Here is a 17,849-nt window from a genome sequence, read left to right as displayed (position 1 = left end):
CCAATATTATGATTTCTATTTATTTTTAATTAACATTTTAGCCCATTCTACCGGATTGTTTTTTATTGGTAATTTTAATTTCTGACTTAATGAGTATAACGTCGGTGCGGGTATATCTGAAAGGGATTGCAGAGTTGAACTCATTAATACGTTTTCAGGTGCACCATCAGCAATTAATTCTCCTGAAGATAAATGGATAACTCGCTGAAAATGACGTGCTGTAAAATCAAGATCATGGCTAATCGCAAGCACAGATGTACCTAATGTTTTTTGCACCTGAAGCCAGTTCTCAAAGCAAGTTAGCCAATGCGCATCGAAATCACGAGTCGGTTCATCAAGCAATAATATTTGAGGTGATAAAATACTTAAACTTGCGACGGCAACCATTCTACGTTGACCTGCGTGTAAATCTAAAGGGTGAACATCAGCGACATTACTTAAACCACAAAGCATTAATGTTTCATCTAAACGTTTTTTAATCTCTTCTTTAGAAAACTTACGTTGTTTCAGACCAAAAGAGACTTCTTTTTCTACTGTGTTATGAAATATTTGTCGTTCAGGCTCTTGAAATAATACACCAATATATTGGGCGCGTTGCTGTGCTTTCATTTGAGATAATAACTGATTATTGAGTTTTATCTCTCCTTCATTAGGCGTTAACAATCCAGCAATTAAACGTAATAGGGTTGATTTCCCCGCACCATTATCACCAACGAGTGTTATCCATTCACCTTGATTTAACGTTAAAGATAATTGGGAAATACAAGGGGGAACATCTTCATCCCAACGATAAGTGACTTTATCAAGCTGTAACATAAAACTCCTTAAAAGCCTTAAGTAAAGCTTTATCGTTATTTACAATATTTTTGTTCCAATGATGGTTTTCAATTAACCAATTTAACGCTAGCCATGCATCAGGAGCATTAATTGTTGCAAATAAGAAAGGAAATATATCTTCTAAGGTGCCTGTTGCTTTTGTTTTTCCGGCTTCTAACAATAAAAATTGTTCACTAAGTGTTATTGCGGGCAATAAATTGCGTTCAAAAATAATCACACTACATTTGTGCTCTTGTGCGTACCGCTTAATACGTTGCTGTAATTGTTGTGTTGCATTAGGTGTTAAACGACTAAATGCTTCATCAAGCAATAATAATTTAGGGTGCATGGCAAGGGCGCTTGCAATGACAACACGCTGGGCTTCTCCACCTGAAAGTGTAGAAGGGTGGCGAAAACGCAGGCTGTCACATTGCGTTAATATCATTGCTTCTTTTACGCGAAATCGAACTTCATTCTCACTTAAGCCTAAATTTTCAGGGCCAAAAGCAATCTCTTGCTCTACGGTAAAAGCACAACCTGAAAGTTGTAATTGAGGAGATTGTTGAACGAGTTGTCTACCGGGGGCTAGAGAGACTAATCGGCTTTTATCTAGTGCAATATTTTGTACAATTCCCAAACCTTGCACTGAGCCAGTTAATAAATCGGGATGCCAACCTGCTAGTAGTTGAGCTAGAAGACTTTTTCCACTGCCATTTCCTCCGAAAACAACAAGCCATTCGCCTTGTTTTAATTGCAGATCAATAGGGCCAATAATAGGTTGCTCGTCGCCTTTAGGGGAAAAACTAAATTGTTGAAGATTTATTACCATAGCCAAATAACTCCTTCAACAAAGATAAGCAGTAAAATAAAATAGCGTAACATCTCTTGTAATGGTGTATCGACAGGAGGAGAAAGGGTGGTTCGTTTTGCAATAATACGGAATCCTCGCATATCTAATGCAGCACTACGAATAGTTAAATCACTTAATACATGGCTAATAAGTGGCAAGATAATGGCAGGCAATGTTATTAGGCGTTGCCAGAATGAACCATCAAGAGGGACCCCTCGCGCTAATTGTGCTTCTCTTATATTGTGCAATTGCTGGCGCAATTGTTCTACAAGTAACAAAGGTCCTGCTAATAAATAGGAAAGACTCATAGGTAGACGGCTAGCAAATAAGGCTCTAATAAATTGTTCGGTTGAAGTGTACTGTAACCACAATTGAGCGCCGCTTATTATTGCTAATAATCTTAGCCATAGCGTTATTGCCATCGTTTGTTTACTGGTATCTAAAATGCCACCTGTTAACCAATAAGCAAGCCAACCGCCATGAACTAACCATAAGCCTATTGCCATGGGGATCATCAACCACGCAATAAAGCGCCAACGCCAGCGAGAGGCTTTCCAAAGTAATAAGCTAATAAAAGTACCACTGCTGATAATCAGCAGTGGTAAGCTTAAAGATAAAAAAAGCACACTAGCACTTAGCCAAAGCCATAATGCCAATGAGGTAAAGGGATGCATTATCAGCGCACCTTAGCCATTGCAGGGAAGTTGCGCTGTGTTCTTTGTGGTAATTGACGCACTAATAACCAAGCAATAATCGCTGATAATATTTTATCGGCAAGATTTGCACCTAATACGGTAATGGCAACAGACTCAATAAGCCCTTCACCCACAGCATGAAAATAAGCAACAAAGAAATCTGCGCCACTGCCGGTTGCACCACCGAATAAATAAGTACGAATTGGAACGGCGACAATCATTAACGCTAAAGTAATAATAATGCCTGAGCCAATAACGCGAATTAACGAGCGAAAGCCACCGGCACGAGCCAATAAGCCTGCACTTAATCCTATCATCATAGCAACAGGAGCAAATGCGGCAGCCATTGGACCACTAATTAATCCCCATAATAGGTTAGTTAATAATCCAGCAAATAATGCAACCCATGGGCCACCTAATAAGGCACAAATCAGTGTGCCGATAGAGTCTAAAAAGATAGGAAGTTTGACCATTGAGGTGATTTGACCACCGATCATATTTATTGCAATAGAAACAACAATGAGCACAAGAGTACGGCTCGAAATTAGAGGCGTTGTAGACATAGTTTAAAAACCTTTACAAAGGATAGTGACTATTGGTTTTATTGTTTTGCATACATAGCTATTTTTTATAAAAAGCTATTTACGCGGTGTGATGACCAGCTCCTCATAACCAGAGTGTTCACAAGGCTGACGGCTAAAAGTCACTTGCTCTAACTCACCAATAACGAGTTCTAGCGTTGTGCGCACTGTACAGCCAGGCATCATATGTCCACCACACATTAATCCATTTTCATCGGAGACGGCTAAATGCAAATGTTCACCTTGGTCGTCTAATGTTCCAATGAGTGAAACAATTTCAAATTTACCCGTAAGATAGCGATTTTCTTCACGACCTGCAAAGCGTAATACCACATCTGTTAAACTGCCCACACAACCCGCAATAAATGCTGATTTCAGATTTTGTTCTTTAATAATCTGTCGTAATGCCATAATCACATCTTCATTAGGGAGAAGGCGAAGAGCAATAAATCGAGCATGAGAAGAAAGATGAGATGATTGTAGCATGGTGTTATCCTAAAGATTAAATAAGGCAACGATTTGAATTTAGTAGTTAATCAGATATTAATCGATATTTCCTAAATCTAGAATATCTCTTTTTCATTATTTACGGAATATGTTAAATAGGGAATAGGCAACCTATACATTTTTAATAAAAAAGTGTTTGCTACATAAAGAATTGGTAAGTTATCGATTGACTGATGTAAATAGAAAAATAACACTTAGATTAAATAAAAATCCACCATTATTGGTCTATAGCGGTTGATTATTTAAAAGTAAATTATGTAACGTAAAAGGATAATTATGTCTCGTAAAATAAAAAATATACTTATATTTCTTTCATTAATTATTGTTGTTTTAGGTTTATATTTCAAAAAAGACAAAGTTGAACCAATGTCAGATGAAGCGGGTAGAAATACAGAATATGCATTAACACCTATTGATGGCGATCAGTCATTGGTAGAAAAAAAGGCGACACTTGAAGCGTTAGAAAAACTCGCTAAGACAGGAAATAAAGAGGCTATATATCAATATTTAAATAGTCCAGATTCCCCGAAGAGATCACTAAAAACAGAAGCTCTTATACAGCCTTTTATTGAAAGTAAAGATCCCAAAATGATGTATTTAAAATATACATTAATAAGAGAAGATATTAATCTACTTCTTGATGCGGCAAATGCAAATTATCCGGATGCGGTATATCTTCTTTATCAAATTTATAATGGCGATAAAGAGAGCGATCTTCTCAGGAAAGATGCCTTATTAGCTGAAGTATATTTAACGTTATCGGCAGATTTGGATCATCAAGATGGATTAATTAAAAAAATTGAGGAGTTAACTCAGAATAATAGCAATAATTTACCATACTTTAGTGAAACACTTAAAAAATATATAGATAAACTATTAGAAAAATATCCTGATTCTTATCAAGCGATGCTAACCGTTGCTAATGTTTATTCAAATTCCAAAAGTTGCTTTTATGATCCTAATAAAGCCTTTGAGCTAGTAAGGTCTGCTTATAAAATACAACAGTCTCCAGAAAGTAAACTAAGCCTTGCTAAGCTATATGCTAATGGTGAGGGAACAGTACAAGATTTGAAAAAAGCGGTTGATTTATTACAAGAAAATATAAGAGATAATAAATTATTAGAAGAGAGTCAATATACATTAGCCCGCATCTATTTTGAGTTTGATATTTCAGAATATATTACAAAAGAGCACATTGTTGATATTTTAAAAGAGAGTCTGAATAAAAATAAAGCTAACACATTTAACCAAGATTATCGCCTCGCACACTATTACGCCGATATACTTTTAGACCAAGATGCCATTAAAAATAACGAATATGCTTTTTCATTATATAAAAAAGCAAGTTATTACACCTATGCCGCTTATCTTCACCAAGCCATTGCAATCATAAAATATAAAAATAGAATAAATAATGATGTTTTTATTTATGTCATTAAAGCGTTAGAAGATGATTTAGAAAATGGGGTACTCACTAAAAAAGAGCGAAAAGAAGGTTATGATCTTCTTTTTAAATATGGAATGAATTCTCCAAGAGTGATTGATTTTATTGTTGAACGTGCTTTGTCTGACGAAGGAGTCAGAACGCAAATTCAACCCCTATTAAATAAAAATATCAATTTGGCGTTTAAATATACAATAAGAAATATTATTTATGAAAACTCTGCCCAAACGATTAATGAAGAAAAATTAAGAAAATATTATAAAGATATTTTTAAATTGGCTGAATTAGGTTCTTCTGATGCGATGCAATTTATTGTCACAACAAGATATGTTGATGAAAATATGCCTGGAAGACTTTATCAAGATTATAATTTTGATAATTTAACCAATATTACTACTAAAGAACGTTTTGCTTGGCGTCATAAGTGTGCAGATTTGGGGAATAATATTTGCTTAAAAGATTTATCTTTAATTTATCAAGATGGTAAAGATGGCATTCAAAAAGATACGATAAAAGCACAAGAATATGAAAAACGTATTAGTATCGATTTATCTAGCCCTGAATTAGAATTGTATGAAATAGTGACAAGAACTCGCGAGGGAAGAGATAACGATCTTAATCGTTTAATGAAACAAGAAGAGAGTGATAGGAAACTACTTGAATTAGCAAGGTTTTATTCTTATGAAGATCGCCAAAAAAGTTTTATCTATGCTGAAAAAGCTTATAATTTAGGAAATAAAAAAGCGAGCGAATATCTTTATAACTACTATATGGAAAACATTTGCAAAGATAAAGATAATATCAATAAAGCAACAAACTATTTTAAAGAGTGGATAGAAACAGAAAAACCTCGTAGTAACGAATTTACCTATAATAGCGCTAGAATAATTGCTGACTATTATTTAGAGGCGCCTTGTTCAATAGAGAAAAACTTAGATAAAGCCATTGAGTGGTATCAATTGTCTTTAGGTTATCCATTCGGTATAGATAGTCGCATATACACTGAATTAAATAAAATGTACTCCAATGGGGTGGATAACGTAAGTCAAGATCCTGCGGTAAATATGTATGTTTCTGCGCTAAAAAATCATAATGATTATGTAATAGATATGAATATCAGATTAGGAAAAATGAGTTTTGCAGAGCCTTCTTTTTCAAAACTCTATGAAGCATATCTGTTTAAAGGTGATGCTAAAGAAGCATACTATTATGGTTTATTACTGAATAGGGATGTAAATAATGTCGCTATGTTTTATTCTTTATCAGAGAGTGAGCGTAAAAATATTGAGACTCGTGTCGCTGAGTATTTAAATCAAAATAAACAGTAGCGCTATATTAGAAAGCCCTCAGTAGTCTTTAATACTATTGGGGGCTTTTATCTAATTAGTTTAGAATACACTAAATAATCAAATTATAATCAATATGTTCCATTAATTTAGCGTTATCACTATAATCGACAGGAATAGCAAGAACAGCAGGACCATCAACAGCCATTGCTTCATGTAAAACGCTACGTAATTGAGAAGCACATTCAACAGAAAACCCTTTAGCTCCGAAGGATTCCGCGTAACGTTTAAAATCAATTGCGCCAAATTTCACACCAGAATAACGACCATATTTTTCCTTTTCTTGCATTTCGACCATATTATAAGCGTTATCCACCCAGATAATATGTAGGATATTTGTATTTAAACGAACCGCAGTTTCTAATTCCATGGATGATTGCATAAAGCCACCATCACCAGAAACAGAAATAATTTTGTCAGAAGGACGAACAAAAGAAGCACCAATACCCCAAGGTAATGCCACACCCATTGTTTGTTGCCCATTAGAAATCAACATTTGTCTTGCTCTAAAACTATAAAGATAACGAGCGAGCCAAATATGAAAACTTCCCATATCAATACAGAGAGTGACATCGTTATCAATAATATTTTGCATCTCATGGATGATGGTTAAAGGGTGAATAGGAGAACCATGACGAAAATAATTATTTTGTTGCAGAATTTCTCTTTGGTGGCGTATTTTTTCTAAAACCTGACGAGTATTATCTGAGAGTGTTATTTGTGATGTAGAATGTTTAGTAAAATGCTGAGTTAAATTATCAATCGTTAATTTGATATTGCCGGTTAATTCTAAATCAGGGCAGTAAGCTAAATCGATTTCAGCTGGAATTTCATCAATATGAATAATATTGGCGTTATTGTGATTCCACAATGAAGGTTCATATTCGATAGGGCTATAACCTAAGGTAATCACTAAATCAGCGTGAGATAATAACTCATCACCGGGTTGGTTGTTAAATAAACCGATACGACCGGCAAATAAAGGGAAATGGCGTTGCGCTATTGTTCCTGCTGATTGATAAGTACCTACAATCGGCAGCGGGCAAATATCAAGTAGCTTTTGTAATGCTAATGCATTTTCTGGGTAGCTCGCTTGTAGCCCTAATAAAATAACCGGGCTTTTAGCATTTAGAAGTAATTTAACGGTTTCTTGGATAGCCTCATTATTTGCACTACCCATATTGGGTTTTGATTTAGGTGCTAATATTGGGCTATTAACTTCGTTATTTAAAATATCCATTGGAAACGTTAAAAAAGCCGAGCCTGGTCTTCCTGATTCCGCATGACGAAAGGCATTAGCCATGGTTTCAGAAATTGATTTTGAGGAATCAATTTCAGCACAAAATTTAGTTATAGGATTAAACATGGTAACAGTATCCATGCTTTGATGAACCAATTTTAATCTATCTGAAGATTTTACTGATCCTCCCAATGCTACTAATGGATCACCTTCAGATGTTGCTGTTGCGATGCCAGTTGCAAGATTAGAACATCCTGGGCCAGATGTTGCGATAGCGACTCCCGCTTTACCTGTTAAACGCCCAACTGCGGCTGCCATAAATGCGGCGTTAGCTTCATGACGAACGACCACGGTTTCAATACTGGAATCGACAAGAGAGTCAAATATACGATCGATCTTTGCACCCGGAATACCAAATACTTGTTTAATGCCATGTTGTTCTAATTGTTTGACGACTAAATCTGCACCACATTTCCAATGAGGAGTATTCATATAACCTTCTTTGATTTTGCAAGTGAATAAAAAATTGTCTTGAGAATAAACTGACGTGTTTTTTGAATTAATTTTCGGCTTGTTCTATTGCATGATGGAGATCGTCTGGCATTAAGTTAGCTTGAAGGAAAGCGGATTGACTGGGTAGTCCAATGGTAAGGCGGGAAATGATACCGATTTGTAATGTGCCCTTTTTTAAGTAGTAATCGAGAACGTGACCACCACCTTGGCGTTGTTGATTTATATAATGTTCATGAAAACCAGCAACATTTATTCCTTGAGTAAATTGTGGGGAACGAAAACCAGCAATAGTTCCTGTTTCATTGTGAAAGGTGAAAACAGGTTGATTTTCGATAGCTTTTAGCATTGGTAAGTAGGGCGGCTCTTGGCGAGGTACTGTGCGTGTTTTAACTAATTCAAATTCACCCGTAATTTTAATTGCACAAAAAAGATTATCGGAAGGAACATACTGATTGATTGTATTATGTATTTCTTGTTGTGAGGCACCATAAGAAAATGAATGTTCAATATCAGCATTAAAAAAGGTCATCACAGCAAAAGGGGATTTTTGAGAGTCTAATGCTTTACGGGCGCTACCATCAGAACGCAATTGGAAAACGTTATTATCAAAAGCAACTAGTTCACCATCAAGTTGCTCAAAGGTACCTAAACCAAAATCACCCTGTTTTAATAAATCAGCAATAGTCACATCACTATCATAAACGCCAGCAATTAAACTGCTCATTAATGAATTTTGATAAACAGTACATTCGGGATGTTTATTAATATAATTATTTAGATTGGTTATTATTTCTTGGTTACATTGACAACTATCGCTTTTATTGGGGGCTATATCGCTATTATCTCGCATATTATAATTGAAACTATCGTTCATAATAAAACTGATCCTTATTTGAAAAAGATAGTCATTAATCGACCATCGATTTAATTATTAATCTCATTGATAAGAAATTCAAATGTTTTTGTTGTTATTAAAATATTGATGATAATTACTCATTTTTTAGATTTGTATGGTTATTATTTTATAAGATTATTTGTATGGATTTTTTTAAGTCATTTTGGTGGTGGTTGCTTTATAAAAGTAGAAATCATAAATAGTTGTTATCGTCACTTACGATACATAATTAATTATATAGGCAACCATTATGAATATAGTATTCACATATCTAAAGGCTCATCTGGCTAATGATGCTGCAGCTGCTGTTGATGTGGCAGATTATCATCCTTCTTTTAAAAATTTGAGTTTTGCAAGAAGGATATTGAATATAAAATTAACAACTGCTGAGTGTAGTTTTTGTTATAAAAATAAGGAACAAGAACTTAATAAAACTAAAGCCATTGAATACAAAAAACTGCTTGAAAAATTAGATGGAATTGAGCAAAAAAAAACATATCACGATAAAGATATTAGACATAAAGATTTTAAAACTTTAAAAAATTATCATTATGAAGTTATTAAAGAAAATAAGAATTTTTCAGATTATGATCTTTCTAATGTTGATTTAAATAGTGTATATCTGGAGGGGGCGAAATTTATAAATAGTGATTTGAGAGGAACTGAAATCTGTATAAATGATGCTGATTTTTCGAATGCCAAACTCGATGGTGCAAAAATAAAATTTAAGAATATAAAATATATGGATAAAGATTTTATGGATGAAAAACTAATCGATAATCCAGCTAAGAAAACAATATTTAATACGCTTAGAAGTATTGATGATAAATATTCGGATATTAAAATAAAGCTCGTTAAGCAGTTAATCACAGAAGCGAAGTATCATAATAATCGCTATGCAAATTCAACACATATTAATTCATTTTTAGATTACATTTTTTCAAAAGAATATTATTTGGAAGATAAAGAGATTAAAAATTCCGTTGAATCTTTGCTTGGTAAATTAACTTTGAATGAAGATAGTAAAGAAAAGATAAATCCAAAGTACATATCGTTATATCTGGATATTATTTCCAAGTCTTTTAATGATCAAGAACAGAGTGATTTCATGTTGAAAAATAATGGGATATTTATTAAGTTAATGGCAGTCACTCTTTATCATGAAAAATTAGATATCCAAGAAAAATCTAGAACTTTATATGAAAAATACCTTAAGTTGGAAGAGGTGAAACCTTTTTTTGAAATGCATAAAACGGATAATAATGAAAGTGTCGTTTGGGATAGTAAAGGAGCAGGCGATAATAATATTATCATTATTAATGAAAATAAAACGATGGTGATAAGCTATAATGAATTAAATAAAATGCTATTTGCCGACGCTAAAAAAGCGGATACAAAGTGGAATTCATTTTTCCTTTATAACGATAAACAGTTTCAGGAGGTTAATGAAAGCAATCTTTATGCTTTATTTAATAAAGACTTTATGATCTTTAAAGATAATTATAATGCTTTTGCTCTTATTGAGAAATTTAATAAACTAGCATCAAATTTTGGCGACTATAGTGAAATATTCAAATTTGCTTTCCTTGATAATTATATTCAGGATTATGACAGATTAAGTGATCGTAATAATAATGAGAAAACTAAAATGTATTCGGTTTTAGAAAAATTAATAGATATCCCAAAGAGCAATATTTTGATGACATCACTCAAAAATGAACATTATCAACAAATATGTGATATTTTTGAATTGAATGGGTTAACAGATAAAGAAAAGTCTAAATACTTACTGTGCCTTGCAATTATATTTGTTAAATATGCATCTAACGATGTATTTGGTCTAGGGGATGGGTCGCCTCGATCATTGAAATTCTATGCTTATGCATTAATACGTAAAGCTAATGAATTAAATAAAAAATTAATGGGCTATGATTATCATGATTTTGTGTCTGATTTATTGGGAAATGGTTATAAGAGCACTGAAACAACCGGTCTTTTTTTCCGAATGAGAGCATATGGAGAAATGCACTGTGCTTCTATTTTTAATAAGATGATGCCATCACAGTGGAAATAATACTTATTTAAAGCGAAATTATAAAAACCCCAAAAGCTGGAGATCAACTTTTGGGGTTTAATTAAGAAAACGTATTTTTTGTAATAACGAGAATTACACGTTAAATAAGAAGTTCATCACATCGCCATCTTGAACGATATATTCTTTACCTTCTGCACGCATTTTACCGGCTTCTTTTGCGCCTTGCTCACCGCCATAAGTAATAAAATCGTTATAAGCGATAGTTTGAGCGCGGATAAAACCTTTCTCAAAGTCAGTATGGATTTTACCTGCAGCTTGTGGTGCTGTTGCACCTACTGGTATTGTCCATGCACGAACTTCTTTAACGCCCGCAGTGAAGTAAGTTTGTAAGTTCAGTAATGCGTAACCTGCACGGATAACACGGTTTAAACCAGGCTCTTCGATGCCTAAATCTTGCATAAACTCTTCACGCTCAGCATCTTCTAATTCAGCAATGTCTGCTTCAATCGCGGCACAAACAGGAACAACCACAGAGCCTTCTGCTTCGGCAATTTTGCGAACCGTTTCAAGGTAAGGGTTATTTTCAAAACCATCTTCATTAACGTTTGCAATATACATTGTTGGTTTTAACGTTAAGAAGCTTAAATAACGAATAGTCGCTTTTTCTTCTTCCGTTAAATCTAAAGCACGTAACATACCTGCGTTTTCTAAATGCGGTAAGCATTTTTCTAACACTTCCATTTCTGCTTTAGCAATTTTGTCGCCACCTTTTGCTTTTTTCTGATTACGGTGCATTGCACGTTCACAGGTATCTAAGTCAGAAAGAGCTAATTCAGTATTGATAGTTTCGATATCTTCAGCAGGATCAACTTTACCTGCAACGTGAATGATATTGTCATTTTCAAAACAACGAACCACATGGCCAATCGCTTCAGTTTCACGAATATTTGTTAGGAATTGGTTACCTAAACCTTCACCTTTAGATGCGCCTTTGACTAAACCCGCAATATCAACAAATTCCATTGTTGTTGGTAAAATACGCTGTGGTTTAACAATCTCAGCCAATTTATCTAAGCGAGGATCAGGCATTGGAACAACACCTGTGTTTGGCTCGATAGTACAGAATGGGAAGTTGGCTGCCTCAATACCTGCCTTAGTTAAGGCATTAAATAGTGTAGATTTCCCTACGTTAGGCAGACCGACGATACCACATTTAAATCCCATAAACGTTCACCTTGTCACATAAAAACAACAGGAGGGAGTATTCCTGTTGTGTGCTGTTAAAAAAAATTTGGCGCTATTATAGAGCAAATCCCTGTTTGATTAAATCATCAGGGAGTCATCGCACAAAAGAAGAGGGTATTTTACCCTCTGAATATTGAAATTGTTTAATCTATCAATGTAATGATTATGCTTTAAAGCTATGTAAGCGGTTTATTGCTTTCTCATAACCATCACGCATTAAAATATCTGTACACGAAAGTGCTTCATCAATAGCATCATCAATTAATTTTTGTTCACTCATTGGCGGTTTGCCTAATACAAAGCCAACCACTTTATTTTTATCACCCGGGTGACCAATGCCAATGCGTAAACGATAGAAATTTGGATTATTGCTAAACTTACTTTGAATATCTTTTAATCCGTTATGACCGCCATTGCCACCACCTAACTTCATTTTGACAACGCCAGGTGGTAAATCGAGTTCATCATGAGCAACTAAAATTTCATCAAGTTCTATGCGATAGAAATTTGCCATTGCTTGTACCGCTTTACCACTTAAATTCATAAAAGTAGTAGGCACTAATAAACGAACATCATTACCGTTTAAATTAATACGTGCGGTGTAACCAAAGAATTTGCTCTCTTCTTTTAGAGATTGCTGATGACGTTGAGCCAATAAATCTACATACCAAGCACCCGCATTATGGCGAGTCTGGGCATAATCTGCACCGGGGTTTGCTAACCCGACGATAAGTTTAATTTTACTCACAATAGCCTTTCACTGTTATCGTCTTAAAAGAAAGGTCATAGTTTACCTGTCTAAGCTCCGAAGCACAAAATAGATTACATAGAATGTTTTTTTACAATGATAAGCAGAGGAAATATCATCTTTTTGATTTAACAAAAAGAGCGAAAATGACAAAACTGGTACTATTTTCTTCTTTTGAAAGAAAAAAACACATTTTTTGTTAAGAATTGTCAATAAATTTCGGAGCGATGTGATCCCTTCGACAATAACTTCTTAGTATTTATGTCTATAATAACTGCAAAGAACAAAAGGTTATTCGATGTATTTTTTTGTTGAATCGTCTGACGACGCGCTTGGAGGTGCAACATGAAATATAAACATGCGTTTGCAGTTGGTAATTTATGTATGGCTACGGGGATGATTGTAATGCTCGGTAGTCTTGGTTATACGCTTCTTACTCATATTTTCCCATTAGGGTTGCCTGAATTCTTATCAGATATCTCTTTAATGGGGATCTTTATCGGTGCTTTGGTCTGGTTAGCCGGCGCCCGTATTGGTGGTAGAGAAACAATAGCAGAAAGATATTGGTGGTTACGTAACCATGATGAACGTTATCGTCGTCATGACAATCACCGTTATCCATAATGTTATTATCACAAATAAATATCAGAATAGATAAAAACAACAATAAAATTAAAAACTGATATTCAGTGAATAATAGTTGTCATTATGCGTTGTAATACACACCTATAGACCCGTTTAATGATAACGGGTTTTTTGTTGCCTAAATTTTTAATCTAGAATAAACAACAAAAAACCCGCTATAACATAGGCTATAGCGGGTTTAGTTATCTCAAATTGCAATGAATGTTATAACAAATTAATGTTCAAACATCGCAGAGATTGACTCTTCATTGCTAATGCGACGAATTGCTTCAGCCAACATGCCTGAAAGGGTCAATGAGCGGACTTTATTTAATGCTTTGATTTCTGCTGATAACGGAATTGTATCGCAGACAACCACTTCATCAATAACAGAGCTTTTGATGTTCTCAACAGCATTACCAGAGAAGATTGGGTGAGTCGCGTAAGCAAATACACGTTTAGCACCACGTTCTTTCAGCGCTTCAGCTGCTTTACACAATGTACCGCCTGTGTCGATCATATCGTCAACAAGGATACAGTCGCGGTTAGCAACATCACCAATAATATGCATAACTTGAGAAACGTTAGCACGAGGGCGACGTTTATCAATGATAGCCATATCAGTGTCATTCAGAAGTTTAGCGATAGCACGAGCGCGAACAACACCGCCAATATCTGGAGAAACAACAATAGGGTTGTCCAAATCTTTTTGAAGCATATCTTCTAAAAGAATCGGGCTGCCGAAGACATTGTCAACCGGTACATCAAAGAACCCTTGGATTTGTTCTGCGTGTAAGTCACAGGTTAAAACACGGTCTACGCCTACACTAGATAAGAAATCCGCAACAACTTTTGCCGTAATAGGAACACGGGCTGAACGAACACGGCGATCCTGACGGGCATAACCGAAGTAAGGAATAACAGCAGTGATACGACCAGCGGAAGCTCGACGTAATGCGTCAACCATGACCACTAATTCCATTAAATTATCATTAGTAGGTGCGCAGGTTGATTGAATGATAAATACATCACCACCACGTACGTTTTCGTTGATTTGCACACTGACTTCACCGTCGCTAAAACGACCTACAGCCGCGTCTCCTAGGCTAGTGTAGAGTCGGTTGGCAACACGTTGAGCCAGTTCCGGGGTTGCGTTACCAGCAAAAAGCTTCATATCGGGCACGAGAAAAACCTCAGGCTTGCGTCCAGAGAGAGATATTGTTGACCTGTAAAGAACGTGTTTATGAACATAGGGTTTGTAAACATCATCTTACGGGTGCAATAACACAGGTATCCTTGAGCGGAATAAATGCAGAGGAGAAATGTTGACGCCTTGCGCTACAAATCCATGCACCCACTCAGGGGCGTTAATTAACACTTCACTAGCGGCAACTTGTGAGTCGAACTCGCCGAACACACAGGCACCTGTCCCAGTTAAGCGTGACGGTGCATATTCTAACAGCCACGAAAGCAGATATTCAACCTCACGAAAACGTTTTCTTGCGATCATTTCACAGTCATTCTCGAACGGAGCCTTTAATAATGCGCCAAGAGAGCGAATAGGAGAATTACGTTTTAATTCTGGATCTGTGAAGATTGTCGGTGTTGGGATGGAAATTCCGGGATGTGCGACCAAATACCATTGCTCTTTTGGCTCTGCGGGGGTCAAAATTTCACCAACGCCTTCAGCGAACGCCGCATGACCTTTTACAAAAACAGGGACGTCTGCACCTAAACTAACGCCTAATTCAGCTAACGTTTCATCACTTAAACCGGCTTGCCAATGGTAATTAAGTGCAATTAAGGTAGTTGCCGCGTTAGAGGAGCCTCCACCTAAACCACCTCCCATCGGCAGTTTTTTATCAATACTGATATCTGCACCGTGATACTGCAAAGCAATATTATGCTGCTGACAATAATCACGCAGTAATTTAGCGGCTTTAATAATTAAATTATTTTTATCTTCCACGCCTTCAATCGGTGTCAAGATAGTTAACTGGGTATCATTACGAGGAGTGATGGTTAACGTATCGCCATAATCTAAAAACTGAAATAACGTTTGCAGATTATGATAACCATCAGGGCGTTTCCCCGTGATGTAGAGAAAAAGGTTTAATTTGGCAGGAGAAGGCCAACTTAGTGTCATTGCTGTATATCCCAGTTATCCATTTTTAATTTGATAATGCGTTCACCTTGTTTTAATTCAAGGCGTTGTGGCAGGTTGGGGGTGATACTTGAATCATAAGCTTGGTAAGTGACAACCCAATCACCTTCAGGTGCGGGTAATGTGACGGATTTTAATAAGTGGTTGGCATCTAGCTCGAAGTCAGTTGCATCTCCAGGTAAACCCACAAGCCAAGCACGTAGATTTTTCAGTGGAATAACCATTCCTGTGAGTTGATAAATCATCTCCGTCGGATTATCGCTATAATATTTTTTGCCTTTATTATCGGTGACTTCAATTACACCCGGCATCACATTCAAATCAAGTTCTGTTGTGCCTAAAGGATTGGTTAACAATAAGCGATAACGTTCATCCGCTTTGTCTTGCCAATAGAAACGGGCATAGGTTTTATTGGTATCTTCAATATAGGCAAAAGCGCCTCGTGTTTCGTATTGTGAAATATTTTTTAATGCTTGTTGGCGAGCTTGCCATTGCACATCGTTATCAGATGCCGATCCTTGTGTCTTTATCTGATTTAGATTACAGGCACTCAGCAACAACGCCGTTAGCGGGATAAGGCGCAGGAGTTGTTTGGTTGAAAAAAAGCGTGAACGCATAGCTGAGACATTCCTTTAATTCGTTATTAGTTAAAAAAAAGAGTATCATAAACCTTATGATATAACGATATTTCGTTAAATTGTGTATAGAAATCTCCTATCACTCAAGTAAGCTCTTTTATTGAATCTGTTCATCAAGTAGAATGGCGGAAATGAAGAGTCCATACTAAATGCGCTGTTTTAGGTTTATACTAAGTCAAGTCGCGAGGCGGTATTTATTCATAACTCGATATAGTTGATATGACGTTATTAGCATTAGGTATTAATCATAAAACAGCCCCCGTTGCTTTACGCGAGAAAGTTTCTTTTTCTCCCGATACCATGGGTGATGCCTTAAATAACCTCTTACAGCAACCCGCTGTCAGAGGCGGTGTTGTGCTGTCTACTTGTAACCGTACTGAGCTTTATCTGAGTATGGAAGACAAAGAAAATAGCCATGAACAGCTTATTCGCTGGTTATGTCAATATCACCAAATAGAGCCAAATGAACTGAAAAGCAGTGTTTATTGGCATCAAGATAATCAAGCTGTCAGCCATTTAATGCGAGTGGCAAGTGGCTTAGATTCTCTAGTATTAGGTGAACCTCAAATATTAGGGCAAGTTAAAAAAGCCTTTGCCGATTCTCAAAGCTATCACTCACTCTCTTCAGAGCTGGAACGTTTGTTTCAGAAATCTTTTTCAGTTGCGAAAAGAGTGAGAACAGAGACACAAATTGGTGCCAATGCGGTTTCTGTCGCTTTTGCAGCTTGTACGCTCGCGCGTCAAATCTTTGAGTCGTTATCTTCTTTGACGATCTTATTAGTGGGCGCAGGCGAGACAATAGAGTTAGTCGCTCGTCATCTGCGTGAACATCAAGTCAAAAAAATCATTATTGCTAATCGAACAAAAGAGCGCGCTCAACGTTTAGCGAATGAAGTTGATGCCGAAGTGATTACATTATCAGAGATTGATGAATGTCTTGCACAAGCTGATATTGTCATTAGTTCTACGGCAAGCCCTTTGCCTATTATTGGTAAAGGAATGGTTGAAAGGGCGCTTAAAAAACGGCGTAATCAGCCAATGTTGCTGGTGGATATTGCAGTTCCTCGTGATATTGAACAAGATGTTGAAAAGCTAAATAACGTTTATCTGTATAGCGTTGATGATTTAGAAGCAATTATTCAACATAACCGTGAACAACGCCAAGCGGCTGCAATTCAAGCAGAGCATATTGTTCAGCAAGAAAGTGGGCAGTTTATGGATTGGCTACGGGCGCAAGGTGCTGTAGGTGCAATTCGAGAATATCGAGACAGCGCTGAAATGTTACGTGCAGAAATGACAGAAAAGGCCATCACATTGATACAAAACGGAGCGGATGCAGAAAAAGTTATCCACCAGCTCTCTCATCAATTGATGAATCGCCTTATTCACACACCAACAAAATCTCTTCAACAGGCTGCCAGTGATGGTGATATTGAACGCCTGAATCTATTACGTGAAAGTTTGGGTATTACCCATAATTAACTTTGTCTAACAGGATCTTAATCTAC

At 36.1% G+C, this 17,849-nt stretch carries 16 protein-coding genes; 4 read left to right on the top strand and 12 right to left on the bottom strand.

Translation table 11 applies throughout. The features are described from left to right. Positions 1 to 15: 15 nt before the first annotated feature. The 5 genes from QQS39_RS10315 to QQS39_RS10295 form a co-directional block, all read right to left on the bottom strand. Positions 16 to 816, bottom strand: coding sequence for an energy-coupling factor ABC transporter ATP-binding protein (locus tag QQS39_RS10315; RefSeq protein WP_151435293.1), 801 nt, complete (start codon positions 814 to 816; stop codon positions 16 to 18). Then, positions 803 to 1,645 carry an energy-coupling factor ABC transporter ATP-binding protein gene (locus QQS39_RS10310; protein ID WP_285804466.1) on the bottom strand — a complete coding sequence of 281 codons (843 nt, stop codon included), beginning with the start codon at positions 1,643 to 1,645 and terminating at the stop codon, positions 803 to 805. The genes QQS39_RS10315 and QQS39_RS10310 overlap by 14 nt, the downstream gene beginning before the upstream one ends. Beyond that, complete coding sequence (locus QQS39_RS10305; RefSeq protein ID WP_285804465.1) at positions 1,639 to 2,340, bottom strand: energy-coupling factor transporter transmembrane component T; 702 nt, start codon at positions 2,338 to 2,340, stop codon at positions 1,639 to 1,641. The genes QQS39_RS10310 and QQS39_RS10305 overlap by 7 nt, the downstream gene beginning before the upstream one ends. Positions 2,341 to 2,342: 2 nt before the next feature. Continuing rightward, positions 2,343 to 2,924, bottom strand: coding sequence for an ECF transporter S component (locus QQS39_RS10300; RefSeq protein WP_151435291.1), 582 nt, complete (start codon positions 2,922 to 2,924; stop codon positions 2,343 to 2,345). Between the two features lie 75 nt (positions 2,925 to 2,999). After that, on the bottom strand, positions 3,000 to 3,428 hold the full coding sequence (locus QQS39_RS10295) for a PPC domain-containing DNA-binding protein (RefSeq protein ID WP_151435290.1): 429 nt from the start codon (positions 3,426 to 3,428) through the stop codon (positions 3,000 to 3,002). Positions 3,429 to 3,725: 297 nt separating this feature from the next. On the opposite strand from QQS39_RS10295, the gene QQS39_RS10290 reads away from it, so the two are divergent. Next, entirely contained in the window at positions 3,726 to 6,221 is a 2,496-nt protein-coding gene (locus QQS39_RS10290; protein WP_285804464.1) for a tetratricopeptide repeat protein, read from the top strand. A gap of 70 nt (positions 6,222 to 6,291) precedes the next feature. Here QQS39_RS10290 and alsS read toward each other — a convergent pair whose 3' ends face one another. Beyond that, a complete protein-coding gene (gene alsS / locus QQS39_RS10285) occupies positions 6,292 to 7,971 on the bottom strand; it encodes an acetolactate synthase AlsS (RefSeq protein WP_285804463.1) in 1,680 nt (559 codons plus the stop codon). A 67-nt stretch (positions 7,972 to 8,038) separates the two neighbouring features. Further along, complete coding sequence (gene budA / locus QQS39_RS10280) at positions 8,039 to 8,866, bottom strand: acetolactate decarboxylase (RefSeq protein WP_285804462.1); 828 nt, start codon at positions 8,864 to 8,866, stop codon at positions 8,039 to 8,041. A 271-nt stretch (positions 8,867 to 9,137) separates the two neighbouring features. Between budA and QQS39_RS10275 the strand changes: the two genes are divergently transcribed. Continuing rightward, positions 9,138 to 10,961 carry a pentapeptide repeat-containing protein gene (locus QQS39_RS10275; protein ID WP_285804461.1) on the top strand — a complete coding sequence of 608 codons (1,824 nt, stop codon included), beginning with the start codon at positions 9,138 to 9,140 and terminating at the stop codon, positions 10,959 to 10,961. A gap of 93 nt (positions 10,962 to 11,054) precedes the next feature. On the opposite strand, the gene ychF is transcribed toward QQS39_RS10275, so the two are convergent. Then, positions 11,055 to 12,146 (bottom strand): redox-regulated ATPase YchF, encoded by a 1,092-nt coding sequence (gene ychF, locus QQS39_RS10270; protein WP_023582042.1) that lies wholly within the window; start codon positions 12,144 to 12,146, stop codon positions 11,055 to 11,057. 184 nt (positions 12,147 to 12,330) lie between these two features. Next, a complete protein-coding gene (pth, locus tag QQS39_RS10265; protein ID WP_072068240.1) occupies positions 12,331 to 12,915 on the bottom strand; it encodes an aminoacyl-tRNA hydrolase in 585 nt (194 codons plus the stop codon). 345 nt (positions 12,916 to 13,260) lie between these two features. On the opposite strand from pth, the gene ychH reads away from it, so the two are divergent. Next, positions 13,261 to 13,539: a stress-induced protein YchH gene (ychH, locus tag QQS39_RS10260; RefSeq protein ID WP_088495425.1), complete on the top strand. Its 279-nt coding sequence runs from the start codon at positions 13,261 to 13,263 to the stop codon at positions 13,537 to 13,539. A gap of 235 nt (positions 13,540 to 13,774) precedes the next feature. Here ychH and prs read toward each other — a convergent pair whose 3' ends face one another. From prs to lolB, 3 genes are all read right to left on the bottom strand, one after another. Further along, the gene (gene prs / locus QQS39_RS10255; protein ID WP_036912921.1) at positions 13,775 to 14,722 is read right to left on the bottom strand and encodes a ribose-phosphate diphosphokinase; all 948 of its coding nucleotides are present in this window, start codon (positions 14,720 to 14,722) and stop codon (positions 13,775 to 13,777) included. Positions 14,723 to 14,809: 87 nt separating this feature from the next. Continuing rightward, complete coding sequence (gene ispE / locus QQS39_RS10250) at positions 14,810 to 15,685, bottom strand: 4-(cytidine 5'-diphospho)-2-C-methyl-D-erythritol kinase (RefSeq protein WP_285804460.1); 876 nt, start codon at positions 15,683 to 15,685, stop codon at positions 14,810 to 14,812. After that, positions 15,682 to 16,320: a lipoprotein insertase outer membrane protein LolB gene (gene lolB / locus QQS39_RS10245; RefSeq protein ID WP_151435284.1), complete on the bottom strand. Its 639-nt coding sequence runs from the start codon at positions 16,318 to 16,320 to the stop codon at positions 15,682 to 15,684. Before lolB ends, ispE begins: the two co-directional genes overlap by 4 nt. Before the next feature lie 240 nt (positions 16,321 to 16,560). On the opposite strand from lolB, the gene hemA reads away from it, so the two are divergent. Beyond that, positions 16,561 to 17,823 (top strand): glutamyl-tRNA reductase, encoded by a 1,263-nt coding sequence (gene hemA, locus QQS39_RS10240; RefSeq protein ID WP_151435283.1) that lies wholly within the window; start codon positions 16,561 to 16,563, stop codon positions 17,821 to 17,823. Positions 17,824 to 17,849: the final 26 nt, after the last annotated feature.

It is taken from the genome of Proteus appendicitidis (assembly GCF_030271835.1).
Classification (GTDB): domain Bacteria; phylum Pseudomonadota; class Gammaproteobacteria; order Enterobacterales; family Enterobacteriaceae; genus Proteus; species Proteus appendicitidis.
This window is presented reverse-complemented; position numbering and strand designations above follow the sequence as displayed.

Excerpts from the sequence above, each read along its gene's own strand:
- QQS39_RS10315 (WP_151435293.1), bottom strand. The coding sequence starts at position 816 with ATGTTACAGCTTGATAAAGTCACTTATCGTTGGGATGAAGATGTTCCC.
- QQS39_RS10310 (WP_285804466.1), bottom strand. The coding sequence starts at position 1,645 with ATGGTAATAAATCTTCAACAATTTAGTTTTTCCCCTAAAGGCGACGAG.
- QQS39_RS10305 (WP_285804465.1), bottom strand. The coding sequence starts at position 2,340 with ATGCATCCCTTTACCTCATTGGCATTATGGCTTTGGCTAAGTGCTAGT.
- QQS39_RS10300 (WP_151435291.1), bottom strand. The coding sequence starts at position 2,924 with ATGTCTACAACGCCTCTAATTTCGAGCCGTACTCTTGTGCTCATTGTT.
- QQS39_RS10295 (WP_151435290.1), bottom strand. The coding sequence starts at position 3,428 with ATGCTACAATCATCTCATCTTTCTTCTCATGCTCGATTTATTGCTCTT.
- QQS39_RS10290 (WP_285804464.1), top strand. The coding sequence starts at position 3,726 with ATGTCTCGTAAAATAAAAAATATACTTATATTTCTTTCATTAATTATT.
- alsS (WP_285804463.1), bottom strand. The coding sequence starts at position 7,971 with ATGAATACTCCTCATTGGAAATGTGGTGCAGATTTAGTCGTCAAACAA.
- budA (WP_285804462.1), bottom strand. The coding sequence starts at position 8,866 with ATGAACGATAGTTTCAATTATAATATGCGAGATAATAGCGATATAGCC.
- QQS39_RS10275 (WP_285804461.1), top strand. The coding sequence starts at position 9,138 with ATGAATATAGTATTCACATATCTAAAGGCTCATCTGGCTAATGATGCT.
- ychF (WP_023582042.1), bottom strand. The coding sequence starts at position 12,146 with ATGGGATTTAAATGTGGTATCGTCGGTCTGCCTAACGTAGGGAAATCT.
- ychH (WP_088495425.1), top strand. The coding sequence starts at position 13,261 with ATGAAATATAAACATGCGTTTGCAGTTGGTAATTTATGTATGGCTACG.
- ispE (WP_285804460.1), bottom strand. The coding sequence starts at position 15,685 with ATGACACTAAGTTGGCCTTCTCCTGCCAAATTAAACCTTTTTCTCTAC.
- lolB (WP_151435284.1), bottom strand. The coding sequence starts at position 16,320 with ATGCGTTCACGCTTTTTTTCAACCAAACAACTCCTGCGCCTTATCCCG.
- hemA (WP_151435283.1), top strand. The coding sequence starts at position 16,561 with ATGACGTTATTAGCATTAGGTATTAATCATAAAACAGCCCCCGTTGCT.